Origin of the sequence: Flavobacterium endoglycinae (assembly GCF_017352115.1) — a bacterium.
Lineage (GTDB): Bacteria > Bacteroidota > Bacteroidia > Flavobacteriales > Flavobacteriaceae > Flavobacterium > Flavobacterium endoglycinae.
Map to the genome: position 1 here is coordinate 2,426,295 of NZ_CP071448.1, position 26,845 is coordinate 2,453,139.

Genomic DNA, 26,845 nt, shown 5'->3' on the forward strand with positions numbered 1-26,845 from the left:
CCAGAAGCAATATGAAAAACATACTAAAACTCCTTTTGGTTTTCTTTCCTATATTGGTAAAAAGCCAGACACAGACCGAAAATTATATTAAAACAGTTACCTATAAAACAGCCAGTGCTGTTAAAATCACTGCACCAACTATTTTACAGGCTGCACAGACTGTCACTTACTTCGACGGACTGGGAAGACCTGTGCAGAAAATTGCAGGACAGCAGTCTGCTGCAGGAAAAGACATTGTAACACATATCGAATACGACAGCTTCGGAAGACAGCCTGAAGAATACCTTCCTTTTAAAGCCGAAACAACCGGAATGGCTTTTGATGCCTCGGCTAAAACTAAACTGATGTCTTATTACAGCACTCCAAATGCTTCGCTAAACGGAAACCCTGCTCTTGAGGCCACCAATTATCCTTTCAGCCGTAAGGAGCTCGAAGCTTCCCCGCTTAACCGTGTCCTGAAGCAGGCCGCTCCGGGAAATGACTGGAGATCAGGCTTGGGACATGAAATAAAAATGGACTACCAGTCCAATACAGCCAATGAAGTAAAGAATTTTACAGCTGTTACAGCATGGAATACTTCCACGGGACTATATGAGATTTCTTTAGGAAATGCGGCCGGAAATGTTTATTATGCTCCATCACAGCTCAGCAAAACAGTCACTTATGACGAAAACACTGCTGCTGTCCCTTCTGAAGCAAATGGATCGACAGTGGAATTTAAAAACAAAGAAGGACAGATCGTTTTAAAAAGAACCTACGATGCCGGGGTGAAACACGACACTTATTATGTCTATGATCTTTACGGAAACCTTACCTATGTAATCCCGCCGAAAGCTTCAGATATTATTGGGACTTCCACTAGTCTGCAGGCTGATATAACATCTACCGCTGTTGTAACTACAGCAAGCGGTCCTTTAAACTTAACAGCTTCCAATTCTATTAGGTTACTGCCTGGCTTTAATGCAGCGGCAGGAAGCACCTTTAGTGCGGTTATCAACAATGACAATCAAACTGTTTTAGATAACTTATGCTATCAGTACAAATACGATTACCGCAACCGTCTGGCCGAGAAAAAACTGCCTGGAAAACAGTGGGAATTTATAGTATATGACAAACTTGACAGGGTTGTAGCGACAGGACCTGCCAATTCTCCATTCTCGGATTTGACTTCTGCAGGGTGGCTTATAACAAAATATGATGCTTTCAACCGTCCCGTATATACCGGATGGTCAGCAGGCACCGAAGCAACCCCGGCAGGGAGAACCGCTCAGCAGACTGCACAGAACAATGCTTCAGTTATTAACGAAAGTAAACAGACCAGCGGTACTATAGACGGCATTGCTGCTTATTATACCAATGCTGTGACCCCTACAGTCTTCAAGCTTTTAACGGTTAATTATTACGATAACTATACGTTTCCAAGCACGCCGGCTATTGCCGTACCCACAGCAGTAGAAACACAGACTGTACTGACTACAGCACAGATAAAAGGACTTGCTGCAGCTTCATGGACAAGGGTTCCCACAACAAGCACAGCTGTGCTGGGAGAAACTTCAGCTACTTTTTACGACGGAAAAGCAAGACCGGTAAGAACCTACACCACTAATTATTTAGGAGGCTATACCTTTACCGACAGTAAACTGGATTTTTCTGGGAAAACCGAATACAGTATTACCAGACATAAACGATTAAGCACCGATACTGAACTAACGACTAAAGATGTTTTCACCTACTCTGCGCAGGACCGTTTACTTACGCAGACCCATCAGATAAATGGAGGCACTGTTGAATTAATTGCGGCTAATACTTATGATGAATTAGGGCAGCTGGTTTCTAAAAAAGTAGGAAATACAGCCGCAGCACCAGCCCAGAAAGTGGATTACACGTATAACATACGAGGATGGCTGACAGCCGTAAATGATATAAACACGCTTTCTAAAACCGGAGACCCGAAAGATTTATTTGCTTTTAAGATCAATTACAATACTACCACTACAGCAGGAGTTAGTGCTTTATATAATGGAAATATTTCAGAAACGTATTGGACAAGCAGCAACTCTGAAACCATAATAAGAGGTTACGGATATGCATATGATAATTTAAATCGTTTAAGAACAGGAATTTTTAAACAGAATGGAACTATCAATAATTACTACGACGAAACCCTGACTTACGACAAAAACGGAAACATTATGACTCTGGTTCGTAATGGAGATGCGGCTTCTATCAGACAAATTGATAATTTAGTTTACAGCTACGGTTCTGCTAATAGTTTAAACCAGCTTACAAAAGTAGCCGATAACGCTGGCACTTACAAAGCAGGCGGTTTTGTAGACAGTGCAGCCAACACCGCAGATGATTACAGCTATGATGCCAATGGTAATATGACTAAAGACAATAACAAAAATATTACTTCTATAACTTACAACCACTTAAACCTGCCAGCCAAAATTACTTTTGCCACAACAGGAAACATTGTATATCTTTACAATGCAGCAGGGCAGAAAGTGCAGAAAATTGTAACGGTTACTTCACCGGCAAGTGTTACAACCACTGATTATCTGGGAGGTTACCAGTATGATAATAGTTCATTGAAATTTTTCCCAACTGCTGAGGGTTACGTTGAACCTGTTTCTGGTGCCTATAAATACATTTACCAGTACAAAGATCATCTCGGCAATGTGCGTGTAAGCTATGACAAAACCCTTGCCATTAAGGAAGAAAGTAATTTCTACCCTTTCGGGCTGAAACAGGAAGGATATAATACGGTTAAAACCGGTGTTGAGAATAAGTATAAGTACAATGGAAAGGAGCTTCAAGACGAGCTGGGGCTTAACCTTTACGATTATGGTGCAAGAAATTATGACCCTGCACTTGGCCGATGGATGAATATCGATCCATTGGCGGAAAAATCCAGAAGATTTAATCCGTATACCTACGCTCTTGATAATCCCGTATATTTTGTTGACCCAGACGGAATGTTAGCAGGTACGCCACCTAATCCAAACGATAATAGAGAAATAAGCCGAGTTGGTCAAGTCGGTTATATGAAAATGTCTTCAAGTTTTTTTGGTGGAAAAAGTGAACGAATACTTACTCAAACAGGTAATATTGCAGGTACATTAATAACGGCAAATTCAACTTCAAAAAATACAGTATTAGGTGGTTTAACTGCTCATTTTGCTAAGACTGCAGACCCAGGAGATATTAGTAATTCAGCATCAGTTGTTACCACAAACGTTTCTGGTACTTTCTACAATTCTAAGGGAGATAAAGTTTCATCAGCAAAAGATGCATCAAGTTATGTATATAACAAAAGTGAAAAAACAGAAACCGTTTCAATTGCAGATGATGGTCAAGTATCAGATAAAGTCTCAGTAACCACAGTTGATTCTTCAACTTCGTATAATGTTTCAGCAAATGAAGACGGAGATTTTGTACTAACTAACGCTAATTCGTCTGTTAATACAAGTAGAAGTGTAACAACACTTTCAGAATCATCGCAGGAAATGAAAGATTACTCTTTTGATAGGTCAAAAACAAATATTGAAACAAATAAGGAACTTTGGGGTAAAATGGAACAAATATTTAGTAAACCACTTGGGGAATAATATATAATAAAAGATGAAAAAAAATATAAAAGAAATACTAGTCTCAATTTTAGGATATTTAAGTTTAAGTTTTTTAAAAATATTAATAGTATTAATATTAATATTTTCAGATGATAATTTTTATTATCTATCGAAACAAAAAAATATTAATTATGGTGATTTAGCAATGAAACTTTTTTACATTAACGTAATTCCTCTACTCTTATACCCAATAATATGCTCATATTTTATCTATAAATACTTAAATAGCTTTATAAAAACTTTGATTGTAATTTTGGTTTCAATCTTGATTTATTATTTAATTGATTTTATTCAATTGACATTTTTTATTGAGAATCATAGATATAAAGTTTATGCCTCAATTACTTTAGTTGTAATTCTTATGATATGGATATCTTTGTTACTTCAAAGATATGGTTCTAGAAAAGTATCTGAATAGTTGGATAGTATTACAGATTAGATGTTTTGATAATTATATCCATGTAACTAACTGAAAAAGAACATTAAAATTAAATTATTGAATAAAAAAAGAGACGGCCAGCATCGTCTCTTTGTTTTTGGTTTTTTGTTTTTTAATAAGCCTTAAAATGCTTCTGCCTTACCTATCACACAGATATATCGACAGCGATAGAGCGGTTTTGTAAACCGTGCCCGCAAAGAGCATCCACTGCCTGCGCGAACGTTGCACTAATTCAAGAGGAGCACCTGAATATATAGCAGGAGATGCTGGCAGTAGTGATATCGAGCCAAATCGAAAAGCAACGGCAGGAGAAATGGCTTTTGATGACAGTGATAATACAGCTTATCGAGGCAATGAAGACGGTACATGGACTCAAGCCAGTAGTTTAGACGGAGTTGTCATAAAAGAGCCTTCAAAAAAATCTGTGAGAACAGGTGTTTTTGAACCAAGTGCGACTAACTACGCCACGGTAGTTGGAAATGTTTTGACTGTTGCAGAAACTATCAAAGATTCAAAAATTGGTGAATTTGCTCGTGCTGGAGCACCAGCATCCAAATTAATATCTAGTAGTTTAAAAAGTACAGGTGCAGTATTGGGTGGTGTTGGGCTTTTATCAACTGCTGTTCAATATGGTACTGGGCAAATCAGTGGTACTGAAGCCTTTTTTGATGGCGCATTTGGAGTTATTGGACTTCTTCCAATACCAGGTGCAGCTCTAGTCAGCTTAGGATATTCTGTCTTCAAAGCTGGCTATGAATATTATACAGGTGAAACATTATTTGAAAAACCAAAAAAATAATTATGAAAATTTATTATTACTTATTATTTAGAATTTACATGTTTTACGAAAAGTTTGAAAAAGAAAATGTAGTTATTTATACATTAGCTTTTTCTACAGTCCTTATTGGATTAAACTTAATTGCAATTTATTTGTTTTTAAATTTTTATGATATAATAACTAAAATTCCATCTAAAACATTAGGGATTACTTTAATAATTTTTCTAGGGCTTTGTAATTATTTCTTTGTAATTAAAAATAAAATATTTTTAGAGCAAAACTTTGAAAAAGATAGGAAAGGAGGATTTTATGTTGTTCTATATATAATTTTGACTTTCAGCTTTACTTTTCTTATGGCAAAGTTTAATAGAGAAAGAATATTAGGATATTAACTCGACCGCTCGGATATGTCAACAAAGATTGCATAGATTTTAATCTTTGCCTACAGAATAGACAGAATCAAAAAAAGTCACTTCATTACGGAGTGGCTTTTGCTTTTATAGCACTTTAAAGTGTACCAAAATGTTAAAATAGAACTCAAGTTCTCCTGCATCTGCTATGAAGCATCATTAGAATAGTAAAATAGCACCCAGAACATTCTCTCTCCCTGTATCGGCTGTTTCAATATCAGAAACAGAGATTTTGATTAGATACTACTAAAGTCAGTTATATATTTTTAAAAACAAGAGTTTCTAATAATATTTCGTATACAGATTCGAACCTAAAGGCGGCAAGCCTTGATTTTGCTGGATTTCTTGTTTTGGAAAATAACATGTGCCCCGATTCTGCAAAACTTAAAATGTCTATTTTCAAAATAGATTTTAGAATTTTTGATGAACTTATTGCGGACGAAGAGGTTCCGCTTTGAATTATTAAGTTGATACTAAATATTAGGCATTATATGTTATTTGAAAACAGGCGTAGAAAAAAGTGTACCTCAATTTTAAACAATTTGTTTAAGCAGGTTAGTTAGTTAGTTAGTTAGTTAGTTAGTTAGTTAGTTAGACCCGATCGCGCAGATATATCGACAACGATCGCGCGGATTTGCAATCTGTGCCCACAAAGAATATAAACTGCAACCGTAAAAAGTTGTAGTTTTGGTTTTTATAAATGGATGGAATTTTACTATTAGACTTGTTAAATTTGGGATGGGCACGGATTGCAAATCCGCGCTATCGGAAACAAACTACCATTTTAATTGTAATTACATTACTTATTATAGTAGCACTTTATGTTAAATTCTGGTAGTGTTTTAATAACAATATCTTTAAGAAAAAGGATCTCAGAAATGAGGTCCTTTTTTGTTTTTAATTAATAATTATTTTAATACGAAATAAATTATTTTATTGATCGTTTTGTTTACTTTTAGCCATTCAAAAATAAACCATAAAAAACCAATCAATGAAAAAATTAATTATTGCATGCTTCCTTATTTCAGGAGCTATGTTTGCTCAGGACATGGATGTTGTTCAGGGAAAATTCGACTTTTTAAAAGATCAGAAAGAAGTTAACGTAGAATTTGATTATAGTAATTTTACTATGATGAAAGAAAACAAATCTGAAGCTCAGTATATCCAAGAGCACAAAGCTGATTTAGACAAAAAAGCAAAAGGAAACGGAAACATCTGGGAGAAAAAATGGGCTGTAGCCAAAGATCAGATCTGGTCGCCTAAATTCTTAGAAATTGCCAACATCGTGTTGACTAAAGAGAAAAAAGATTTAAACTTTCAAGAAGGATTAAAAACACCTTACACTTTAATCGTAAAAGCAGTGTGGATTTATCCAGGATGGGATGCTGGAATCATGAAGCAGCCTGCAAAAGTAACTACCAACTTAAAATTTGTTGAAACTGCTAATAAATCAAATGTATTATTAGAAATCACCAGCGAAGAAGCTCCAGGTGACCAATGGGGAAGCAATTTCAGCAACGAGTCAAGAATTGGTGAAGGTTTTGCTAAAACAGCAAAATCTATGGCAAAACTTATAGCGAAAAAAGCATATAAATAAGATCATAAAAAAAGCCCTGATTATTCAGGGCTTTGTTCTTTTTGCATATTCAATAAATACGCCATATTTTTTATCACGTGATCGTGTTTCTTTACAAACGGATTTTCTTCATTCCAAACATACCCTGCTAATACTGAACATATTTTTTCTTTCACATCTGGATTTTCCGGCTGATGGAAAAACAACGTCTGCAGATTTCCTGTATACCATTCTTGCACATACGTTGTGAAAACCCCAATACCACGTTTCATATATTGCGTAAACTCCACTTCCCAGTCAACAGGAATTCCTTGTGATTCTTTTAAGTAAAGCTTCGCTGCTAACATTCCTGATTCGGTTGCAAAAGCTACTCCCGATGAAAAAACTGGATCTAAGAATTCAGAACTATTTCCAGTTAAAGCAAAACCATCGCCGTACATTCTTTTTACCGCTCTTGAATAGTTTTCTAATTTTACCGGTTCGAATAGAAATTCAGTTCCTTTAAACCTTTTAATATAATAATCCGATTTCTGAATGGCATTTCGCAAAGCTTCTGCATTGTCTTTATTTTCAGAAAGCGAATTAATAAAATCAGTTGGCCCTACCACTCCTAAACTCGTATTTCCGTTTGAGAAAGGAATTACCCAAAGCCAAACTTCTGTTTCTAAAATATCAAATGAAATCTGAGTTCCTTCCTCGCCTTCTTCTCTATTAATATCTTTAACATGCGTAAAAATAGACGAATGCGGATCTAGTTTTGATGGCGTATCCAAATCTAAAAGTCTTGGCAGAACACGGCCGTAACCACTTGAATCTACAATAAAATTAGCGTGGATTTCTTTTAAATTGCCATCTTTATCTTTTACAATTGTTCTCGATTTTTTACCTTCAAAAGAAACTTCTAAAACTTCTGTTTCAAATTCTAAATCAATTCCTTTACGTACAATTTCCTCGGCCATTGTGTTATCAAAATCAGCACGAGGCACCTGCCAGGTCCAATCCCAGCCTTCACCAAATTTTTTACTGAAATCAAAAACACATATCTCCTCACCTCTTATAAAGCGGGCTCCTAATTTTTTTTCGAAGTTCATTGCATTAAGTGCATCATAAAGCTCTGCTTCTGCAAAATGATCCATTACTCGCGGAATTAAACTTTCACCGACTACCAGTCTTGGAAACTTTGTTTTTTCAACAACTTTAACCTTTACATTGTTTTTATGAAGATATGATGCAGACACACATCCGGATGGTCCGGCGCCGATGACTAAAACATCTACAAACTCCTTTGTCATAATAAAAATATTATCAATTATTAACCTACATTTGCCATCATCAAAATAACTACATTTATTTTGATAAATAAAATTAAATTAGCACAATCAAAAACGATTTAATGAATACAATTAACGAATATTTAAGTTTAAGCGAATTTGAATCCATAATCTTTGGAAATCAAAAAGTTACAATTAGCGATTTAGTTTTAAACCGCGTAAATGAAAGTTTTAATTTCTTAAAAGAATTCTCTGGAAACAAGGTAATCTACGGTGTAAATACTGGTTTTGGCCCAATGGCACAATACCGAATTAAAGAGTCAGATCAGATTCAACTTCAATATAATTTAATCAGAAGCCATTCATCTGGAACAGGAAAACCATTAAACTCAGTTTGTGCAAAAGCAGCAATTTTGGCTCGTTTAAATACACTTTCATTAGGAAACTCTGGAGTTCATCCTTCCGTAATTCACTTAATGGCAGAGTTAATCAACAGAGATATCACACCGCTTATTTTCGAACATGGTGGTGTAGGTGCGAGCGGTGACCTAGTACAGCTCTCGCATTTGGCCTTAGTATTGATAGGAGAAGGCGAAGTTTTCTACAAAGGAGACCGAAGACCAACTGCTGAAGTTTTTGAAATTGAAGGCTTAAAACCTATTCAGGTAGAAATTAGAGAAGGTCTGGCGTTAATCAACGGAACTTCTGTAATGACCGGAATTGGCGTTGTAAATATTCATCTTGCTAAAAAATTATTAGACTGGTCATTAAAATCATCTTGTGCTATCAACGAATTGGTTCAAGCTTATGATGATCATTTCTCTGAAGAATTAAACCAAACAAAACGTCATAAAGGACAGCAGGAAGTGGCAGCTCAAATGAGAAAAAACCTTTCTGATAGTACTTTAATCCGTAAAAGAGAAGACCATTTATATTCTGGTGAAAATACCGAGGAAATCTTCAAAGAAAAAGTTCAGGAATATTATTCATTAAGATGTGTGCCACAAATTCTTGGACCCGTTTTAGAAACTATAAATAACGTAGCTTCTATTCTGGAAGACGAATTTAACTCGGCAAACGATAACCCAATTATAGACGTAAAAAACAAACACGTTTATCACGGAGGAAATTTCCACGGAGATTATATTTCTCTTGAAATGGATAAACTAAAAATTGTTATTACCAAATTAACAATGCTGGCAGAACGCCAATTGAATTATTTATTGAACTCCAAAATCAACGAATTACTGCCTCCATTTGTAAACTTAGGAACATTAGGTTTCAATTTTGGAATGCAGGGTGTTCAATTCACTGCTACTTCTACAACAGCAGAAAGCCAAATGCTGTCTAACCCAATGTATGTTCACAGTATCCCGAACAACAACGACAATCAAGATATTGTAAGTATGGGAACCAACTCGGCTGTTATTACCTCAAAAGTAATCGAAAACGCTTTTGAAGTTTTGGCAATCGAAATGATTACTATCGTTCAGGCAATCGATTATTTAGGACAAAAAGATAAAATTTCATCTGTTTCTAAAAAATGGTACGACGAAATTAGAAACATCATTCCAACATTTAAGGAAGATCAGGTAATGTATCCTTTTGTTCAAAAAGTTAAAGATCATTTGATCAACAATTAAGATTTCACATAGAAACACCGTTTTCTATCGATTAAAATATGCCCCAAAGAGTTTTAGCTTTAATCATTAAATATTGAATTTTAAGATCATGAAAAAGACACTTATTTTTTTGCTTCTGGCAAGTATTCAATTAGTGAATAGTCAAGAACTGGCATTAGTTAAAAAAAACTCCAAAATTGGATATATTTCCAAAGACGGAACTTTTAAAATCGAACCTCAATACAAATCAGCCAAAAGTTTTTCTGAAGGTTTAGCAGCTGTAGAAAATGGTGGAAAATGGGGATTTATAGACCCTAAAGGAAACTGGATAATTCCGGCAGAGTTTAACAATGCCAAAGATTTTAACAGCGGAATCGCAATTGTGCAAAAAGATAAGGACTGGGTGTATATTAATACCAAAGGAGAAATCCAGAAAGCACCTGCTTCTGAAAAATTATTTGATTTTAATGATGGTGTAGCCTTTATAAAACAAGGAAATAAAATTGGTTTAATCAATTCTAAAATGACTGTTGTTTTAGAGCCAAAATACGATCAGATCAAACCTTTTGAAAACGGTTATGCAAGAGTTGAACTAAACAAAAACTGGGGAATTATAAATACAGCCGGAAAGGAATTAGTAGAACCTGTTTATGCCGAAATTGGAAACTATTTTAAAGGAACAACCTGGGCGCGAAAAGACAAAACTTTCGGACTTGTAAGCGACGGGAAATTTATTCCGGTTGATGGAGCAGAAAAAATCTGGGATTTTGAAACTCAAGATTTAACTTATGCTAAAAAGAACGGTAAAATAGGATACATTGATTTAAAAGGCAATTGGGCTATTCTTCCTATTTATGATAAAGGAAAAGCCTTCTCCAAAAATCTAGCTCCGGTTTTAGTGGGAAAAAAATGGGGATACATCAATCTAAAAGGCGATTTCGTAATTGAACCTACTTACAGCGATGCAGAAGTTTTTAGTACAAATGGAATAGCTCCTGTAAAAGAAAACAACTGGGGATTCATCAATGAATCAGGAAAATTGATCATTCCAACCCAATACGGCATTACTACAAATGCCATTATTGCTATGTTTGTACAGCAAGACAAAGGATTTATTGATGGTGTGGCAAGAGTAAAAAACGAAGGAAAATGGGGATTTCTTAAACCTGACGGAACGGTATTAGGAAACCAATGGTTTGAAAATGCCGAATTATTTTCGAAATCAGAAAGAAACTATAGAAATGATGCTCCTGCCGAAAAACCAAAACAAGAAGCCAAGGCTGAAACAAAAGCAGTAAAGACGACTACCAAAACAGTAACAAAGAAAAAGAAATAAGCTTATATAATGAAATGTGTATTAGTAACAGGCGGATCAAGAGGAATTGGAAGCGCTATTTGTAAAAAACTAGCCGTTGAGTCTGATTATCATATTCTAATTAATTATCATTCCAACAAAACTGCTGCCGAAGAAACACTTCAGGAAATACAAAAATTAGGAGCAACCGGAGAAATTTTAGGCTTTGATGTCGCTAGTTTCGAAGATGTTCAAAACACCTTAACACAATGGCAGGAAGCAAATCCAGAAGCCATTGTCGAAGCGATTGTAAACAATGCCGGAATTACTAAAGATGGTCTTTTTATGTGGATGACACCAGAAGACTGGAACGGTGTATTGAATACCAGCTTAAACGGATTTTTTAATGTAACGCAGTTTTTTATTCAAAAAATGCTTCGCAATAAATATGGCCGAATCGTTAATATGGTTTCCGTTTCGGGAGTGAAAGGAACTGCCGGACAAACCAATTATTCGGCTGCAAAAGGAGCTATCGTGGCAGCTACAAAAGCGTTGGCACAAGAAGTTGCAAAACGCAATATTACAGTAAATGCCGTTGCACCAGGATTTATTAGAACTGATATGACAAGCGATCTGGACGAGAAAGAATTATTAAAACTAATTCCTGTAAATCGTTTTGGTGAAGCAGAAGAAGTTGCTGATTTGGTAAGCTTTTTGATTTCAAAAAAATCGAGTTATATTACCGGTGAAATTATCAACATAAACGGAGGAATATATTCTTAAAAATTACTTTGAAAGACCATGAATAGAAGAGTTGTAATTACTGGAATGGGAATTTATTCTTGTATCGGAACTTCTTTAGACGAAGTAAAAGATTCCTTATATCAAGGAAAATCCGGTATTCAGTTTGATCCTGAACGAAAAGAATTTGGCTTTCAGTCGGCTTTGACTGGAATAGTGCCAAAAACAGATCTAAAAAATTTACTAACCCGCAGACAACGTATGAGCATTGGTGAAGAAACCGAATATGCATATATGGCGACTGTTGAAGCATTGAAAAATGCCAATATCGACGATGCTTTTTTTGACAATCGCGAAGTAGGTATCATGTATGGAAACGACAGTGTTTCTAAAGCCATTATTGATGCGACCGATATTATCCGCGAAAAAAAAGATACTGCTTTAATAGGTTCTGGAGCGATTTTCAAATCCATGAACTCCACTGTTACCATGAATCTTTCAACAATATTTAAACTTCGTGGTATTAATTTAACCGTAAGTGCAGCCTGTGCGAGCGGTTCTCATTCTATAGGATTAGCTTATTTTTTAATTAAAAGCGGTTTTCAGGACATTATAATTACAGGAGGTGCTCAAGAAATTAACAAATATGCCATGAGTAGTTTTGATGGTTTAGGTGTTTTTTCTAACCGAGAAGGCGATCCTGAAAAAGCTTCAAGACCTTTTGACAGCGGCCGTGATGGACTAATTCCGAGTGGCGGTGGTGCTACTTTAATTCTGGAAAGTTACGAATCAGCAATTGCAAGAGGTGCCAATATAATTGCCGAAGTTTCAGGCTACGGATTCTCTTCAAACGGCGGGCATATTTCAACGCCAAACGTCGAAGGTCCAGCTACAGCCATGAAACGTGCACTTGAAGATGCACGATTAAACGCTTCAGATATTGAGTACATAAATGCACACGCAACTTCAACTCCTGTTGGTGATGCCAATGAGGCAAAAGCGATTTTTGAAGTTTTTGGCGAAAAAAATCCTTACATAAGTTCAACAAAATCTATGACAGGTCATGAATGCTGGATGGCCGGCGCAAGTGAAATTATTTACTCTATCATCATGATGCAGAACGATTTCATTGCTCCCAACATCAATTTAGAAAATCCAGATGAAGATGCTTCAAAATTAAATTTAGTTAAAACTACGTTAAACAAAAAATTTGACATATTTTTGTCCAATTCTTTCGGTTTCGGAGGAACCAACTCTGCGTTGGTGGTTAAAAAGTTTAAATTGAACGATGAATAAAGAAGATATTATAGCAAAAATTAATGGTTTTTTAGTTGATGAATTTGAAGTAGACAATGACGACATTGAACCAAATGCTAATTTAAAAGATACACTTGGGTTAGATAGTTTGGATTATGTTGACTTGGTAGTTTCAATTGAAGCAAACTTTGGTGTAAAATTAGTTGAAGCAGATTTTGTTGGAATTTCTGATTTTCAAAGCTTTTATGATCTTATCGAAGCCAAATTAAAAGCCAAATCAGCTTAATGAGTCAATGGGATGGCAAATCAAAAGGAACTGTTTTAGGATATAAGATATTTGTTTTTTTAATTAAAAAAGCAGGTGTCAAATCGGCCTATGTTCTGCTTTATTTTGTCGCTTCTTATTATTTTTTATTTTTAAGAAAAAGCAATCGTGCTATTTTTTATTACTTTAAAGAAAGACTCCAATACTCCTATTTTAAATCTAAAAAAATGGTTTTCAAAAGTTATTTTACTTTTGGACAAACCATTATCGATAAAATTTCGATTTCGGCCGGGATGCGAAACAAATTTACTTACGAATTTGACGGAATCGAAACCTTGAAAAAACTTCTTGCTGAAAAAAAAGGTGGTGTTTTAATCAGTGCCCATGTTGGAAATTTTGAAATTGCTGAACATTTTTTCGGAGAAATCGACCTTGATTTCCAAATCAATTTGGTTACCACAGACCTTGAACATTCGGCCATTAAAAATTATCTAGAATCTATTACCCAGAAACCCACTGTTAAGTTCATTATTATCAAAGAAGATTTATCTCATATTTTTGAAATAAATGCCGCTTTGGCCAATAATGAATTAATTTGTTTTACCGGCGATCGCTATTTTGAAGGCACAAAATCACTTTCTGAAAACATTTTAGACAAAGAAGCAAACTTTCCAGCAGGACCATTTTTAATTGCCTCAAGATTAAAAGTCCCAGTAGTATTTGTTTATGTAATGAAAGAGCCCAACCTGCATTATCACTTATATGCAAGAGAAGCCGAAGTAAAACACCGTGACGAAAAAGCGCTTTTGAAAGAATATGTAAAAAGCGTTGAAAGCATCTTGAATCGTTATCCGTTGCAATGGTTTAATTATTTTGATTTTTGGAACGATATAAAATCTTAATTTTTTTTGCCACGACCCGAGCGATAGCGAACTGGCGAAGCAATTCACGAATTTTCATTAATTATTTGGAGTAGAATCTTTATTTCAAATTACACTAATTTTTATTAATTCATTTTTCGTGAAATTATTGCTATTTATAATTTAGGAAAATCATTAATAACAGCAGTATTTAAACAATTCGTGAATTCGTGGCTAATAAAAAACCATTGGTCGTAATATGAAAATTCGTTTAAATAAATTTACTTACTTTTGCGAACCACCAAAGCCAAAAAACCTAATGAAAAATGTTCTCGTAATTTATTATTCTCAGTCAGGACAGTTAGAAACCATTGCACAAAACATCGCAAAACCATTTCTAAATTCTGAGAATGTAAAAGTAACATTTCACGAAATCCAATTGGAAAAACCTTTCCCGTTTCCGTGGAATAAGGATTCGTTTTTTGATGCCTTCCCGGAATCCTTTTTACAAATTCCAACAGCATTAAAACCTGTTCCTCAAGAAATTTTAAATACCAAATTCGATCTGATTTTATTTCATTATCAGGTATGGTATTTATCGCCTTCTATTCCTATTAACTCCTTTCTGAAAAGTGAAGAAGGAAAACAATTACTGAATAATACGCCAGTGGTTACCATAAGCGGCTCCAGAAATATGTGGATAATGGCGCAGGAAAAAATAAAAACGCTCCTTAAAGAAGCCAACGCACAATTGGTAGGAAATGTTGCTTTTGTAGATCGTGTTGGAAACCTTATTAGTGTTATTACAATTGTAGAGTGGATGTTCTCTGGAGTGAAGAAAAAATATCTGGGTATTTTTCCGCTTCCTGGAGTTTCAGAGAAAGACATTCAAGAATCACCAAAATTTGGCGAAGTAATACTTTCAGAATTTGATCAGAATAATTTAAATCATTTACAGCCAAAATTGGTCGCAATTGACGCTGTTAAGATCAGCCCTTATTTAGTGACTGTTGACAAAACTGCTAATAAAATTTTCAATAAATGGTCAAACATCATTTATAAAAATCAAAAAAAACGAAAAACGCTTCTAAAAGTATTTAATGTTTATTTATTCCTTGCAATTTGGTTAATATCGCCAATAGTGTATATATTGCACCTTATTTCTTACCCCTTTAAGTTAAAAACCATAAAAAAAGAAACTCAATATTATCAAGGAGTTTAGAAGACGATTAGATTATGTTTGAAGTATACATTACAAAAGCTGCAAAATATTTGCCAAATGAAGCTGTTTCAAATGACGAAATGGAAGCATATTTAGGACTTATCAACGATACTGCCTCTAAAGCAAGACGTATTATTTTGCGCAATAACAAAATTACAAGCCGATATTATGCTGTTGATAAAAACGGAAAAAGTACCCATAGTAATGCCGAATTAACACGCAATGCTATTTTACCGTTATTCGACGAAAAATTTACGCCTCAGGATTTAGAAGTACTTTCATGCGGAACCTCAACTCCAGACATATTCCTTCCTTCTCACGCCGCAATGGTTCATGGTTTATTAAAAAATAAATCCGTAGAACTTAACTCTTCAACAGGAGTATGCTGTGCCGGAATGAATTCATTGAAATTTGGTTTTCTTTCGGTAAGATCTGGAAATTCTAAAAATGCTATCTGCACAGGGTCAGAAAAAGTTTCGACCTGGCTGAATGCACAAAAATACAATCACGAAGCCGAAAATCTAAAAAGTCTTGAAGAACAGCCAATTATTGCTTTTAAGAAAGATTTTTTACGCTGGATGCTTTCTGATGGAGCTGGTGCTTTATTATTAGAAAACCAGCCTAAAGGAGACATCTCGTTACGAATAGAATGGATGGAAGCTTTTTCGTATGCCTACGAATTAGAAACCTGCATGTATGCTGGAGGAGACAAACTTGAAAATGGTGAAATTAAAGGCTGGAGTGATTATGCTCCAGAACAATGGTTAAACGAATCGGTTTTCTCGATTAAACAAGACGTAAAACTATTAGATGAATTTATCCTTAGCAAAGGTGCAGAAAGCATGAAAGAGGCTATGGATAAAAACAACATCAAATCTGAAGATATCAATTATTTCATTCCTCACGTTTCCTCAAACTTCTTTGTGGAAGGACTAAAAAAAGGGTTACACGAAAAAGGAATCGGAATGAATGATGAAAAATGGTTCATGAATCTTTCAAGAGTGGGTAACGTAGGCTCTGCTTCAATTTACTTGGCTTTAGAAGAATTAATGAATTCAGGAAACTTGAAAAAAGGAGAACACATTCTTTTATCAGTTCCTGAAAGCGGAAGATTCTCTTTCGCATATGCGTATTTAACTGTGTGCTAATGGAAGTGTTGCTTTTAGAAAAAAATGCTGTAGAAAATTTACTGCCTCAAAAGTTTCCTTTTGTAATGGTAGACAGCATGTTTTCGTATAGCGAAACCTCATTAGTTTCTGGTTTTAGTATCAAAAGCGACAATATTTTTTTTGAGGATGATACTTTTTTAGAAGCCGGTTTAATCGAGCACATGGCTCAATCTGTGGCATTACATACCGGTTATCAGTTTTTTTTAAAAAACGAAACTGCTCCAACAGGATACATAGGTTCTATAAAAGAAATTCAAATAAAAAAACTGCCAAAAATCAACGATTCGATTCAGTCAACGGTAACAATTCTTCAGGAATTTGCCGGAATCACTTTGGTAGATGTTGTGACAACATTAAATAATGAAGAAATCGCAAGCGGACAAATGAAAACTGTTTTAGCTAAATAATATAAAAATTGAATAAAGGAGTAGACATACAAAATTATCTGCCTCACAGAGCTCCTATGCTCATGGTAGACTTAATTCTAGATATAGATGCCAGTTTTGTTGAAACAACTTTTTTAATTACAGAAGACAATATTTTTGTTGAAAACCAGATTTTTAATGAAGCTGGTTTAATAGAAAATACGGCGCAGACCTGTTCGTCTATTGTTGGAAAAAAATATTTTTTTGACGAAAACGGAACAGAAAATGAGAACGTAAATGTAATAGGATTTATAAGCGCTTTAAAAAATGTAAAAATCCATTCGCTGCCAAAAGCGGGAGAAACCATAATTACCCGAGCCAATTTAGTTTCTAAATTCGCAGGCGACGATTACACTTTATGCACGATGAGCTGTCAAAGTTCTGTCGAAGACCAAATACTCTTAGAATGCGAAATAAACTTGTTTATTCAGAAAACAGTTTCAGTTGGATAATTATTTAAAACAAATCATTTTACATTTAACAATCCGCATTGGAATTTTAGTTCTTTTACTCTCATTGGTTTTCTTATTTTGGTATTTCACTTATGATCCTCATAAATATTGTGACGAAACCGGACACAAACATGTCGACGGAGGATTAGGATTATTCATTATTGGATTTCTAATAACACAGGCATTTTATGCAGGAGTGCTGATTGAAATGATTTATTTATTTATAAAAAAACAACGAAACTTAGCTTTCGCAAACCTTGGGTTTTTAATAATTAGTTTATGTATAGCATTAGTCTTTATGTTTCTAATGAATTAAATTAGCAAAATGGAAAAAGATAAAGTACCACAGGACCAAAGCAACTTAACGAAAAACAACGTAAAAGAGCTTTTGTATGCAACAGATGAAAACGGCGATTATACCACAACCTTAAGTTCAGGTTGGGAACCCAAAACAATTGCGCTTTCCAATTCTATTGACGAAATAAACGAGCGTATTGCCGATGCCAGACAACAGGTTGTAAATGGCGAAGCAAGTCCAATTGTGTACTTTATGGAAGTCAACAAAATGGATCTTACGATTTTATCAAGCTATGTTGGATTCTGGAAATGGCGTGTAAAAAGACATTTTAAACCCAGTGTTTTTGCCAAACTAAACGACAAAATCCTAAAAAAATATGCCGATACCTTTGAAGTATCAATCGAAGAATTAAAAAACAGCATTACCAAATAAATGGAATTAACTTTCACACATCATCAGTCTGCTCATTGCGAGAATGGAGTAGCGTCGAATCTGCTAAAAAACAGTGGACTAAACATCAGCGAACCGATGGTTTTTGGTATTGGCTCAGGATTATTTTTTGTGTATCTGCCTTTCATAAAAGTCAATTATGCACCCGCAATTAGTTATAGAACTTTGCCAGGACAGATTTTTAATAAAGTAGCCAACCGATTAAATTTAAAAATAAAAAGACAAAAATTTTCTTCTGTATCAAATGCCAATAAAGCTTTAGATGAAAATTTAAAAAATAATATTCCAACCGGTTTACAAGTTGGTGTGTATCATTTAAGTTATTTTCCTGATGAATACCGTTTTCATTTCAACGCTCACAATTTAGTCGTTTACGGAAAAACCGAAACCGATTATTTAGTAAGCGATCCTGTTATGGAAACTGTTACGACTTTAACACACGAAGAATTAGACAAAGTGCGTTTCGCAAAAGGCGCTTTTGCACCACGCGGACAAATGTACTATCCTATTCAAGTTCCTGCTACTGTTGATTTAAAAAGCGCCATCATAAAAGGAATCAAAAATACGTGTCGGGATATGCTCGCGCCAATGCCAATTATAGGTGTTCGCGGTATCAAATTTGTTTCTAAACAAATTAGAAAATGGCCAATAAAACACGGAACTAAAAAAGCCAATCATTATTTGGCACAAATGGTTCGTATGCAGGAAGAAATTGGAACTGGGGGCGGTGGTTTCCGTTTTATATATGCCGCATTTTTGCAGGAAGCTTCACTAATTTTAGAAAATGAAGAACTGAAAGAACTTTCAAAAGAAATGACAAAAATTGGCGATTCATGGCGTGATTTTGCTGTTGAAGCGTCACGCATTTATAAAAACAGAAGTGCCAAAGAAGATGCCTACAACACTATTGCCGATGAACTTTTGGACATTGCCAACAGAGAAGAAATCTTTTTTAAAAAACTAAAAAAAGCGATCAGCTAAAAACCTATTTTGCAGTCTATCATTCAAATAGAATCCCTTTCGAAAAAGTACAAAAATGCAGAAATGTATTCTTTGAACAACGTTTCGCTAAACATAAACGAAGGTCAGATTTTCGGTTTATTAGGTCCAAACGGCGCCGGAAAAACAACTCTCATTTCCATGCTCTGCGGATTGGTAAAACCAACATCGGGACATTTTAAAATTGATGGTTTAGACTATCAGCACAATTCCTCAAAAATTAAAAAAATAATTGGTGTTGTTCCTCAGGAATATGCCATTTACCCAACGCTAACCGCTAGAGAAAACCTGCATTATTTTGGAAGTATGTACGGTTTAAAAGGTTCTGATTTAAAAGATAAAGTAATCGAAACATTAGATCTTTTAGGTTTATTGAAATTTGCCGATAAACAAGTTCAGACTTTTTCGGGCGGAATGAAACGTCGTGTTAATCTAATTGCCGGAATTCTTCACAAACCAAAAGTATTATTTTTGGACGAACCAACTGTTGGTGTCGATGTACATTCTAAAACAGCGATTATAGATTATTTAAAAGTTTTAAACGAAAGCGGTACTACTATTATTTATACATCACATCATTTGGCTGAAGCCGAAGATCTCTGCACTAATATTGCCATTTTAGATCAAGGTCAGATTTACGCACAAGACACCCCATCGGTGTTAATTAAATCTGTAAAAGATGCCCGAAATCTCGAAGATGTTTTTATTTCATTAACCGGAAAAGCTTTGAGAGATGATGTATAAAATTTGGATGTCAGTAGTAAAAGAATTCCTTTTGCTAAAAAGAGATTTGGGCGGATTAATTATTTTATTCATCATGCCTTTGGTTTTGGTTATCACCGTGACCTTAATTCAAGACAGCACTTTTAAAGCCGTAACCGATTCTAAAATTCAAATTCTTTTAGTCGATAACGACAAAGGATCTGTTTCAAAAACAGTATTTGAAAATTTAGAAAAAAGCAATTTATTCAGCGTTGTTACACAAATTGACAACAAACCTGTTACAGAAGAAATCGCCAAAGAAAATGTTTACAAAGGTAAATTTCAATTAGCGATTATAATTCCAGAAAAATTAAGTTCTGATCTTCAGGCAAAAGTCGACCAGAATGTAGAAAAAATTGTAAGCAGTTTAGGTTTAACCGATAGCAGTGCCACAAAAGAACCTCAACGAATCATCAAAGAAAAAGAAGTAAAACTGTATTTTGATCCAGCGGTACAAATGAGTTTTAAAAATGCGGTTATGAGTTCAATTGACAAAATGATTTCGCAGATTGAGACCAAATCAATTTACACCACTTTCCAAAATCAGCTGGGAGGAACTTCTGATTTTGAACAGAAAAGCTTCATCACTTTCAAAGAAATAATTCCGAGAATCAACAACAAAGAAGTTCGTCCAAACTCGGTTCAGCATAATGTTCCTGCATGGACACTTTTTGCGATCTTTTTTATTGTCATTCCGTTATCCATTAATATTGTAAAAGAAAAATCACAAGGCACTTTTATCCGATTAAGAACCAATCCGGTTTCAAACTTGGTGGTTATAATTGGTAAAACCATTACCTACTCGATCATTTGTATGATTCAGTTTTATATGATGGTTGCCGTTGCCGTATTTTTATTTCCATCAATCGGACTGCCTTCTTTAAATATTGAAGGACATTTATTAATGATGAGTGTCGTCGCTTTATTTTCGGGTTTTGCAGCAATAGGTTTCGGAATCTTATTAGGAACAGTGGCCAATACACAAGAGCAATCTGCTCCGTTTGGTGCTACAAGTGTAATTATTTTAGCAGCAATTGGAGGCGTTTGGGTTCCTGTTTTTGCTATGCCGAAAATCATGCAGATTATTGCCAAATCGTCTCCAATGAATTGGGGATTAGAAGCATTTTACGATGTATTACTCCGCAGTGTTTCCTTTCTTGAAATTATCCCAAAAATAAGTTTGTTATTTTTGTTTTTCATTATTACAACTTCCATCGCATTATTTTATGATAAAAAGAAAAGAGCAGTTTAACGAGGCTACAGACTTAACCGTTACACACGAAATCAGAATTCGTTTTAACGAAACAGATCCGCTTGGAATCGTTTGGCACGGAAACTATATAACCTATTTCGAAGATGGACGCGAAGCATTTGGGCGTGAACATGGACTTACATATTTGGATATTGCAGCAACAGGCTATACAACGCCAATCGTAAAATCAACTTGCGAACATAAATTATCACTTCGTTATGGAGATGTGGTAACGATAGAAACAACGGTTGTTGATACACCAGCAGCCAAAATGATTTATCGTTTTAAAATTATTGATGATAAAGGAGAAATTGCCTGCACAGGTGAAACCACCCAGGTTTTTTTAGATAAAGAAGGAAATTTAATGCTGACCAATCCGCCTTTTTATGAAGAGTGGAAACGAAAAGTAGGTTTATTGACATAACATATTTTCCTGCAAGGTTTTCAAAACCTTGTAGGTATAAATTGAAACATTTAAATCTAAATTTACACATAGCTATGTTTGTTTAAACAAATGAAATACCTTTTTTAAGTAAGCAAAAACTATGTTTCTATGTGTTAAAATAAATATACCTACAAGGTTTTGAAAACCTTGCAGGAGAAAATGAAAATATAAAATGATAAGAGAAATATACATTACCGAAACGAATTGTATCACGCCTTTAGGTTTTGATGTTCAATCGAACATTGAAGCAATTCTTCGCGGCGATTCTGGAATTCAGCTTCATAATGATGTTTCTTTGATGCCTAACTCATTCTATGCTTCAATAATCAGTGATGAAAATATAAATAGTGCTTTTTCCAAAATCAGCTCTGAGGAAAAATATTCCCGTTTAGAAAAAATAATGATTTTGGCTTTAGAACCCATTATCAAAAATTCTAAAGTTGAGTTAAACTCAAAAACCGCTTTTATACTTTCTACCACGAAAGGAAATGTAACGGCTTTACAAAATCATTCTGAAGAAAGTTTTAACAACGCACATTTAGATGTTTTGGCAAAAAACGTTGCTGATTTTTTCGGATTTCAAACACAGCCAATTGTAGTTTCAAATGCTTGTGTTTCTGGAATTTTAGCAGTTTCTGTTGCGAAAAGAATGATTCAGTCCGAACTTTATGATAACATTTTTGTTGTGGCCGGCGACGAAGTTTCAGAATTTGTTTTGTCTGGTTTTAATGCTTTTCAGGCCATGAGCGAACTACCTTGCAAACCGTATTCTAAAAATAGAACCGGTGTCAGTTTAGGCGAAGCAACGGCAGCGGTTTTGGTTTCGGCGGAAGCCAAAAATGCCAAAATAAAAGTCATTGGCGACAGTTCAATAAACGATGCCAATCATATTTCTGGACCTTCAAGAACGGGCGAAGGTTTGTTTAGAAGTATTCAGAATGCTTTGAAAGAAGCTCAAATTGAAGCGGAAAAATTAGATTATATTTCAGCACACGGAACCGCAACTCCTTACAACGACGAAATGGAAGCCATTGCTTTAAATCGTTTAGATTTACAAAACGTTCCCATTAATAGTTTAAAAGGATTTTATGGTCATACCTTAGGCGCTTCTGGATTATTAGAAACCGTAATCGCGATAGAATCTGCTAATCAAAATACACTTTTTGAATCAAAAGGTTTTGACGAAATCGGCGTAAGCGAAACCATCAATGTAATTGAGAAAAGCGAAGAAAAGAATATTCAATATTTCCTAAAAACAGCTTCTGGTTTTGGAGGTTGTAATACGGCTGTGGTATTTGAGAAAGTGAATTAACATGAAACTATCAAAATTCATATTTATAACTCTAGTTCTTCTTTCATCTTTTGGATGTAAGAAGAAAGAAGTGTCTGAATCTGATTTTGAAAAAGAGGTTTTAAATAGCGTTTTTGTCGAAATAGTAGATTCTATTTATATGGATAGACGGATTATTTTGCCACCGCCACCGCCAAAATTTAATCCGAAAACTAATAAAGCGGATACAATTGGTAATTCTAAAGAACTAAAATTATTTTGGCATCGTCAAGACAGTATTAAAAAAGATACTGCTCGAATATTAATAGGCGTTCATGACTATGTAGTAAATAATAAAATCAGAAATGAAAAATTTGATTTAACCCCCTTTAAAAACAATAAAAAATTCGATTTTCAATATACATCCAAATTCCCTAATGAATTAACCTGGATTATTGATGATTATAAGAGTGGAATGCCTGTTGGCACAATTGAAATTTCCAATATTAAGTTTAATAAAGACAAAACCTCAGGAATTATTGAAGCAACTGCTTCATGCGGGGGCGGAAAATGTGGAAGAGGATTTGAAATTACAATTGAAAATAAATCGGGAGAATGGCATATCATAAAAGTTTTTCAAACTTGGGTTTCTTAAATTAAAAAAATGACTCAAAACAAAACCAACATACAATCCTACATCAAAATCGAAAACAACGAAATTGTTCTCAACGGAACTTCTGTATTCAAAATTGAACCAACAGATTTTGCAGATTTTGCCAAACAAGCCTATCGTAATTTTGAAATGCAGTATCCAAAGTTTTTCAAAATGGATGCTTTGAGCAAACTGGCTTTTTTAGGATCAGAACTGCTTTTGAGTCCTATTACCTCAACGGAACAAGAAAATAATATCGCTTTGGTTTTAGCAAATAAATCATCAAGTTTAGACACCGATGTAAAATATCAGGAATCCATTTCAGACAAAGAAAACTATTTTCCGAGTCCGGCGGTTTTTGTTTATACGCTGCCAAATATTTGTTTGGGCGAAATAAGTATACGCCATCAGCTGAAAAGTGAAAATTCTTTTTTTATATTTGATGCTTTCAATGCCGAATTTTTGTCGAACTATTCGGAGATTTTGTTAAACACAAATAAGGCAGACACCGTTTTATGCGGATGGGTAGAATTTTTTAATGACAGTTATAAAGCTTTTCTTTGCACCATAAATACCGAAGAAAATACAAAATATAAAAACGAAACAATCAATACATTATACAATAAATAATCATGGAAGCATTAAAAGAAGAATTAAAAAACAAAATCATTACTACTTTAAACCTTGAAGATATCGCAGTTGAAGACATTGCAGATAACGATCCTTTGTTTGGTGACGGTTTAGGTTTAGACTCAATTGATGCACTTGAATTGATTGTGATTTTAGATAAAGATTACGGAATTAAATTAGTTGATCCGAAAGAAGGAAAATCTATTTTCCAATCTATCGAAACTATGGCGGCTTACATAAGCGCAAATAGAACAAAATAATTGTAGATTTTAGATTGCAGATTTTAGATTTCTACTGAAACTTAAAATCTGAATTTTTAAAAATCTGTCAACTTTTTCAAAGTTTAAAACTTTGAAAAAGTTCAAGAAAATCTAAAATCATAAATCTAAAAATCTAAAATGACAAGAGGTGTTGCTATAACGGGAATGGGAATAATCTCTGCAATCGGGAATTCGGTTGAGGAGAATTACATTTCACTGATTGAAAATAAAATCGGTGTTTCTTATATTCAAAATATTTCGACTGTTCATGCAGATGTAATCAAGGTTGGCGAAATCAAAAAAACCAACGATGAACTTATCACTGAACTGCATTTAAATGAGGATAATAATTTCTCCCGAACCGCTATGATTGGCACTTTGGCAGCAAAACAAGCTGTTGAAAATGCAGGTATTACCTCTATCAATGAATTTAGAACCGGACTTATTTCGGCTACCAGCGTAGGCGGAATGGACATGACGGAGAAACATTACTACGATTATTTCGAAAAACCAGAACTAGTTAAGTACATTACCTGTCATGACGGCGGTGATGTTGCCGAAAAAATTGCCGAAGAATTAGGTTTAAAAGGAATGGTTTCTACTATTAGTACCGCTTGTTCTTCTGCAGCCAATTCAATTATGCTCGGCGCAAGATTAATCAAAACCGGGAAATTAGATCGTGTAATCGTGGGAGGTGCCGATGCCTTGGCAAAATTCACCATCAACGGATTTAAGACTTTGATGATTTTATCAGACGATTATAACAAACCTTTCGATAATAACAGAAAAGGATTAAATCTTGGAGAAGCTGCTGCATTTTTGGTTTTAGAATCAGATGAAATTGTAGCCAAACAAAACAAAAAAGTATTGGCAAGAGTTTCTGGTTACGGAAATGCAAACGATGCTTTTCACCAAACCGCTTCTTCAGAAAATGGAGACGGCGCTTATCTGGCAATGAAAAAAGCGTTTGAAGTTTCGGGATTAAAACCTTCTGAAATTGATTATATCAATGTACACGGAACAGCAACGCCAAACAATGATTTATCTGAAGGAAGAGCTTTACTCCGAATTTACGAAGACGAAAAAGTGCCTGATTTCAGTTCTACAAAACCATTTACCGGACATACTTTAGCCGCAGCAGCTGCGATTGAAGCCGTTTATAGTGTTTTGGCCATTCAAAATAATGTGGTATACCCGAATTTAAATTTCGAAACTCAAATGGAAGAATTTAATTTGACGCCGCAGACTTCTTTAAAAAATAAAAATATCGAACACGTTTTATCTAACTCTTTTGGTTTTGGAGGAAATTGTTCAACCCTTATATTTTCAAAAAGCTAATGACAAAAAAAACATATATAAATGGAGTAGGCTGTATTTCGACTCAAAAAACATTTAATACTGTTTTTTTAGAAGAAGCACATGTAAATCACGACAATAATGTATTGGCAATTGTTGCGCCTGATTATAAAGAATATATTTCTCCTGCTGCAAGCCGTAGGATGGCAAAAGGTGTAAAAAACGGAATAGTAGCTTCGGCATTGGCCATGAAAGATGCTGCAGCAGAAAACGTTGATGCCATTATTACTGGAACAGGTTTAGGATGTATCGAAGATTCTGAAAAATTCCTAAAAAGTATTTTAGATAATAAAGAAGAATTCCTTACCCCAACTTCTTTTATTCAATCAACTCACAATACTGTTGGTGCGCAGATTGCACTTTTACAGCAGTGTAAAGGCTATAACTTTACGTATGTAAATGGAGCGGTTTCTTTTGAATCGGCACTTATAGATGCTAAAATGCAGATTGAAGAAGACGAAGTCCAGTCGGTTTTAGTAGGCGGTGTCGATGAAAACGGCGATTATACCACTGCTCTTTTCAAATTAAATGGACGTATTAAACAAGACAATCATACGCCTTATGATGTTTTAACTTCTAAAACAAGCGGTGCTGTTTATGGAGAAGGTGCCAGCTTTTTTGTTTTAGAAAACGAAAGAAAAACAAATACGTATGCCGAACTTTTAGATGTTTACATCATTAATACACTAGCAGAAAACGAAGTTGAAACTGAAATGAAATCTTTTCTAAAATTAAATAATTTAGAAGTTTCAGATATTGATGCTGTGATTTTAGGTTTTGATGGAAATGTCGATTTCGAAAATTATTATAAAAATATAGCTGAAAATACTTTCGCCCAAACGCCTGTTTTGTATTACAAACATTTAAGCGGTGAATATGACACGGCTTCGGCTTTTGCTTTTTGGACAGCCTCAAAAATTTTAAAAATACAGGAAATTCCTGAAATCATAAAAGTAAATCAGATTTCAAAACCTGCTTACAAAACCATTTTGTTATACAACCAATTAAACGGAAAAAATCATAGTTTTACGCTGCTGTCAAAATGATAACGCATAAAA

Annotated in this window: 26 protein-coding genes; 25 read left to right on the forward strand and 1 reads right to left on the reverse strand. The window is 34.6% G+C overall.

Translation table 11 applies throughout. The annotated features are described in order from the left end of the window. Positions 1-11: 11 nt before the first annotated feature. From J0383_RS10640 to J0383_RS10655, 4 genes are all read left to right on the forward strand, one after another. On the forward strand, positions 12-3,611 hold the full coding sequence (locus J0383_RS10640) for a DUF6443 domain-containing protein (protein ID WP_239023316.1): 3,600 nt from the start codon (positions 12-14) through the stop codon (positions 3,609-3,611). Positions 3,612-4,258: 647 nt separating this feature from the next. Beyond that, a complete protein-coding gene (locus J0383_RS10645; protein ID WP_207298357.1) occupies positions 4,259-4,870 on the forward strand; it encodes a hypothetical protein in 612 nt (203 codons plus the stop codon). 2 nt (positions 4,871-4,872) lie between these two features. Further along, positions 4,873-5,241, forward strand: coding sequence for a hypothetical protein (locus J0383_RS10650; RefSeq protein WP_207298358.1), 369 nt, complete (start codon positions 4,873-4,875; stop codon positions 5,239-5,241). Between the two features lie 1,009 nt (positions 5,242-6,250). Beyond that, a complete protein-coding gene (locus tag J0383_RS10655; protein WP_207298359.1) occupies positions 6,251-6,856 on the forward strand; it encodes a hypothetical protein in 606 nt (201 codons plus the stop codon). Between the two features lie 20 nt (positions 6,857-6,876). On the opposite strand, the gene J0383_RS10660 is transcribed toward J0383_RS10655, so the two are convergent. Further along, on the reverse strand, positions 6,877-8,127 hold the full coding sequence (locus J0383_RS10660) for an NAD(P)/FAD-dependent oxidoreductase (RefSeq protein WP_207298360.1): 1,251 nt from the start codon (positions 8,125-8,127) through the stop codon (positions 6,877-6,879). A 101-nt stretch (positions 8,128-8,228) separates the two neighbouring features. Here J0383_RS10660 and J0383_RS10665 point away from each other — a divergent pair, with 101 nt between their 5' ends. The 21 genes from J0383_RS10665 to J0383_RS10765 all read left to right on the forward strand — a co-directional run bounded on the left by J0383_RS10665 (position 8,229) and on the right by J0383_RS10765 (position 26,833). Next, positions 8,229-9,749, forward strand: coding sequence for an HAL/PAL/TAL family ammonia-lyase (locus tag J0383_RS10665; protein ID WP_207298361.1), 1,521 nt, complete (start codon positions 8,229-8,231; stop codon positions 9,747-9,749). 88 nt (positions 9,750-9,837) lie between these two features. Then, positions 9,838-11,064 (forward strand): WG repeat-containing protein, encoded by a 1,227-nt coding sequence (locus J0383_RS10670; RefSeq protein WP_207298362.1) that lies wholly within the window; start codon positions 9,838-9,840, stop codon positions 11,062-11,064. Between the two features lie 9 nt (positions 11,065-11,073). Further along, complete coding sequence (gene fabG, locus J0383_RS10675) at positions 11,074-11,805, forward strand: 3-oxoacyl-ACP reductase FabG (protein ID WP_207298363.1); 732 nt, start codon at positions 11,074-11,076, stop codon at positions 11,803-11,805. Between the two features lie 18 nt (positions 11,806-11,823). Continuing rightward, positions 11,824-13,059, forward strand: a complete 1,236-nt coding sequence (locus tag J0383_RS10680) for a beta-ketoacyl-[acyl-carrier-protein] synthase family protein (RefSeq protein WP_207298364.1) — start codon at positions 11,824-11,826, stop codon at positions 13,057-13,059. Next, positions 13,052-13,306, forward strand: a complete 255-nt coding sequence (locus J0383_RS10685) for an acyl carrier protein (RefSeq protein WP_207298365.1) — start codon at positions 13,052-13,054, stop codon at positions 13,304-13,306. Before J0383_RS10680 ends, J0383_RS10685 begins: the two co-directional genes overlap by 8 nt. Beyond that, complete coding sequence (locus J0383_RS10690; protein WP_207298366.1) at positions 13,306-14,187, forward strand: LpxL/LpxP family acyltransferase; 882 nt, start codon at positions 13,306-13,308, stop codon at positions 14,185-14,187. The genes J0383_RS10685 and J0383_RS10690 overlap by 1 nt, the downstream gene beginning before the upstream one ends. Positions 14,188-14,464: 277 nt before the next feature. After that, entirely contained in the window at positions 14,465-15,367 is a 903-nt protein-coding gene (locus J0383_RS10695) for an NADPH-dependent FMN reductase family protein (RefSeq protein WP_207298367.1), read from the forward strand. 14 nt (positions 15,368-15,381) lie between these two features. After that, positions 15,382-16,515, forward strand: coding sequence for a beta-ketoacyl-ACP synthase III (locus J0383_RS10700; RefSeq protein WP_207298368.1), 1,134 nt, complete (start codon positions 15,382-15,384; stop codon positions 16,513-16,515). Beyond that, the gene (locus J0383_RS10705) at positions 16,515-16,943 is read left to right on the forward strand and encodes a hypothetical protein (protein ID WP_207298369.1); all 429 of its coding nucleotides are present in this window, start codon (positions 16,515-16,517) and stop codon (positions 16,941-16,943) included. Before J0383_RS10700 ends, J0383_RS10705 begins: the two co-directional genes overlap by 1 nt. A 62-nt stretch (positions 16,944-17,005) precedes the next feature. Next, positions 17,006-17,413 carry an ABC transporter permease gene (locus tag J0383_RS10710; protein WP_207298684.1) on the forward strand — a complete coding sequence of 136 codons (408 nt, stop codon included), beginning with the start codon at positions 17,006-17,008 and terminating at the stop codon, positions 17,411-17,413. Between the two features lie 325 nt (positions 17,414-17,738). Further along, positions 17,739-18,143, forward strand: coding sequence for a hypothetical protein (locus tag J0383_RS10715; protein ID WP_207298370.1), 405 nt, complete (start codon positions 17,739-17,741; stop codon positions 18,141-18,143). Next, positions 18,144-19,142 (forward strand): BtrH N-terminal domain-containing protein, encoded by a 999-nt coding sequence (locus J0383_RS10720; RefSeq protein ID WP_207298371.1) that lies wholly within the window; start codon positions 18,144-18,146, stop codon positions 19,140-19,142. Positions 19,143-19,205: 63 nt separating this feature from the next. Further along, the gene (locus J0383_RS10725) at positions 19,206-19,904 is read left to right on the forward strand and encodes an ABC transporter ATP-binding protein (RefSeq protein ID WP_207298685.1); all 699 of its coding nucleotides are present in this window, start codon (positions 19,206-19,208) and stop codon (positions 19,902-19,904) included. A 7-nt stretch (positions 19,905-19,911) separates the two neighbouring features. Further along, positions 19,912-21,174 (forward strand): ABC transporter permease, encoded by a 1,263-nt coding sequence (locus tag J0383_RS10730; RefSeq protein ID WP_239023319.1) that lies wholly within the window; start codon positions 19,912-19,914, stop codon positions 21,172-21,174. Next, the gene (locus tag J0383_RS10735) at positions 21,149-21,598 is read left to right on the forward strand and encodes an acyl-CoA thioesterase (RefSeq protein WP_207298373.1); all 450 of its coding nucleotides are present in this window, start codon (positions 21,149-21,151) and stop codon (positions 21,596-21,598) included. Before J0383_RS10730 ends, J0383_RS10735 begins: the two co-directional genes overlap by 26 nt. Positions 21,599-21,791: 193 nt before the next feature. Continuing rightward, the gene (locus J0383_RS10740) at positions 21,792-22,931 is read left to right on the forward strand and encodes a beta-ketoacyl synthase N-terminal-like domain-containing protein (protein ID WP_207298374.1); all 1,140 of its coding nucleotides are present in this window, start codon (positions 21,792-21,794) and stop codon (positions 22,929-22,931) included. A 1-nt stretch (position 22,932) separates the two neighbouring features. After that, positions 22,933-23,544, forward strand: a complete 612-nt coding sequence (locus J0383_RS10745) for a hypothetical protein (protein ID WP_207298375.1) — start codon at positions 22,933-22,935, stop codon at positions 23,542-23,544. 9 nt (positions 23,545-23,553) lie between these two features. Next, positions 23,554-24,171 carry a beta-ketoacyl-[acyl-carrier-protein] synthase family protein gene (locus J0383_RS10750; RefSeq protein WP_207298376.1) on the forward strand — a complete coding sequence of 206 codons (618 nt, stop codon included), beginning with the start codon at positions 23,554-23,556 and terminating at the stop codon, positions 24,169-24,171. A gap of 2 nt (positions 24,172-24,173) precedes the next feature. Further along, positions 24,174-24,431, forward strand: a complete 258-nt coding sequence (locus tag J0383_RS10755) for a phosphopantetheine-binding protein (protein ID WP_111378796.1) — start codon at positions 24,174-24,176, stop codon at positions 24,429-24,431. Between the two features lie 138 nt (positions 24,432-24,569). After that, the gene (locus J0383_RS10760; protein ID WP_207298377.1) at positions 24,570-25,769 is read left to right on the forward strand and encodes a beta-ketoacyl-[acyl-carrier-protein] synthase family protein; all 1,200 of its coding nucleotides are present in this window, start codon (positions 24,570-24,572) and stop codon (positions 25,767-25,769) included. Beyond that, positions 25,769-26,833 (forward strand): beta-ketoacyl synthase N-terminal-like domain-containing protein, encoded by a 1,065-nt coding sequence (locus tag J0383_RS10765; RefSeq protein WP_207298378.1) that lies wholly within the window; start codon positions 25,769-25,771, stop codon positions 26,831-26,833. Before J0383_RS10760 ends, J0383_RS10765 begins: the two co-directional genes overlap by 1 nt. Positions 26,834-26,845 lie beyond the last annotated feature (12 nt).

Bases quoted from the DNA above. Each gene is read 5' to 3' on its own strand.
- J0383_RS10650 (WP_207298358.1), top strand. From the start codon at position 4,873: ATGAAAATTTATTATTACTTATTATTTAGAATTTACATGTTTTACGAA.
- J0383_RS10660 (WP_207298360.1), bottom strand. From the start codon at position 8,127: ATGACAAAGGAGTTTGTAGATGTTTTAGTCATCGGCGCCGGACCATCC.
- J0383_RS10710 (WP_207298684.1), top strand. From the start codon at position 17,006: ATGGTAGACTTAATTCTAGATATAGATGCCAGTTTTGTTGAAACAACT.
- J0383_RS10765 (WP_207298378.1), top strand. From the start codon at position 25,769: ATGACAAAAAAAACATATATAAATGGAGTAGGCTGTATTTCGACTCAA.
- J0383_RS10720 (WP_207298371.1), top strand. From the start codon at position 18,144: ATGGAATTAACTTTCACACATCATCAGTCTGCTCATTGCGAGAATGGA.
- J0383_RS10655 (WP_207298359.1), top strand. From the start codon at position 6,251: ATGAAAAAATTAATTATTGCATGCTTCCTTATTTCAGGAGCTATGTTT.
- J0383_RS10670 (WP_207298362.1), top strand. From the start codon at position 9,838: ATGAAAAAGACACTTATTTTTTTGCTTCTGGCAAGTATTCAATTAGTG.
- J0383_RS10745 (WP_207298375.1), top strand. From the start codon at position 22,933: ATGAAACTATCAAAATTCATATTTATAACTCTAGTTCTTCTTTCATCT.
- J0383_RS10725 (WP_207298685.1), top strand. From the start codon at position 19,206: ATGTATTCTTTGAACAACGTTTCGCTAAACATAAACGAAGGTCAGATT.
- fabG (WP_207298363.1), top strand. From the start codon at position 11,074: ATGAAATGTGTATTAGTAACAGGCGGATCAAGAGGAATTGGAAGCGCT.
- J0383_RS10690 (WP_207298366.1), top strand. From the start codon at position 13,306: ATGAGTCAATGGGATGGCAAATCAAAAGGAACTGTTTTAGGATATAAG.
- J0383_RS10760 (WP_207298377.1), top strand. From the start codon at position 24,570: ATGACAAGAGGTGTTGCTATAACGGGAATGGGAATAATCTCTGCAATC.
- J0383_RS10700 (WP_207298368.1), top strand. From the start codon at position 15,382: ATGTTTGAAGTATACATTACAAAAGCTGCAAAATATTTGCCAAATGAA.
- J0383_RS10665 (WP_207298361.1), top strand. From the start codon at position 8,229: ATGAATACAATTAACGAATATTTAAGTTTAAGCGAATTTGAATCCATA.
- J0383_RS10695 (WP_207298367.1), top strand. From the start codon at position 14,465: ATGAAAAATGTTCTCGTAATTTATTATTCTCAGTCAGGACAGTTAGAA.
- J0383_RS10730 (WP_239023319.1), top strand. From the start codon at position 19,912: ATGTCAGTAGTAAAAGAATTCCTTTTGCTAAAAAGAGATTTGGGCGGA.
- J0383_RS10715 (WP_207298370.1), top strand. From the start codon at position 17,739: ATGGAAAAAGATAAAGTACCACAGGACCAAAGCAACTTAACGAAAAAC.
- J0383_RS10640 (WP_239023316.1), top strand. From the start codon at position 12: ATGAAAAACATACTAAAACTCCTTTTGGTTTTCTTTCCTATATTGGTA.
- J0383_RS10750 (WP_207298376.1), top strand. From the start codon at position 23,554: ATGACTCAAAACAAAACCAACATACAATCCTACATCAAAATCGAAAAC.
- J0383_RS10705 (WP_207298369.1), top strand. From the start codon at position 16,515: ATGGAAGTGTTGCTTTTAGAAAAAAATGCTGTAGAAAATTTACTGCCT.
- J0383_RS10680 (WP_207298364.1), top strand. From the start codon at position 11,824: ATGAATAGAAGAGTTGTAATTACTGGAATGGGAATTTATTCTTGTATC.
- J0383_RS10740 (WP_207298374.1), top strand. From the start codon at position 21,792: ATGATAAGAGAAATATACATTACCGAAACGAATTGTATCACGCCTTTA.
- J0383_RS10735 (WP_207298373.1), top strand. From the start codon at position 21,149: ATGATAAAAAGAAAAGAGCAGTTTAACGAGGCTACAGACTTAACCGTT.
- J0383_RS10755 (WP_111378796.1), top strand. From the start codon at position 24,174: ATGGAAGCATTAAAAGAAGAATTAAAAAACAAAATCATTACTACTTTA.
- J0383_RS10685 (WP_207298365.1), top strand. From the start codon at position 13,052: ATGAATAAAGAAGATATTATAGCAAAAATTAATGGTTTTTTAGTTGAT.